Origin of the sequence: Corallococcus sp. AB049A, from assembly GCF_003668885.1 — a bacterium.
In the GTDB taxonomy this organism is placed as follows: Bacteria; Myxococcota; Myxococcia; order Myxococcales; family Myxococcaceae; genus Corallococcus; species Corallococcus interemptor.
The window spans coordinates 1-422 of record NZ_RAWL01001231.1; the positions used below are offsets into that span (position 1 = coordinate 1).

At 66.1% G+C, this 422-nt stretch carries 1 protein-coding gene; it reads right to left on the reverse strand.

The features are described from left to right. The coding region (locus D7X55_RS46845; protein ID WP_199747447.1) for an FKBP-type peptidyl-prolyl cis-trans isomerase N-terminal domain-containing protein at nucleotides 1–422 on the reverse strand (422 nt) is incomplete at both ends.

The window sequence follows — 422 nt, forward strand, 5'->3', positions numbered from 1 at the left end:
GTTGAGCAGCTTGCCTTCGTAGTTGACGCGCACCTTGCTGCTCGGCAGCGGACGCTCGCCGCTGCCCGGGCGGATGACCTGGTACTGCAGGCCCGACGGGGTGGTTACCACGCCGGGCTGGGTCTTGTTCTTGGCCAGGAACGCATTGCCTTCCTCGCGGTTGGTCTGCGCGGCAGCGGCGGCCTTGGCCTGCATTTCGGCCTGCTTGCTGCCCATGAACGCCTGGATGGTGGCGGTCGCGTCAGCTTCCGTCAACTTCGGCTGACCCTTGCTCAGGCCGGTGCTGATCGCGTCAAACAGCGAGGCGACATCGATGTCGTTCTTCAGCTGTGCCAGCGACGGGCCGACCGAGTAGGAACCGATCATCTGCGACACCTTGACGCGGTCGACCTTCGGCGGCTGCGAACCCGGCGCCATGCCCG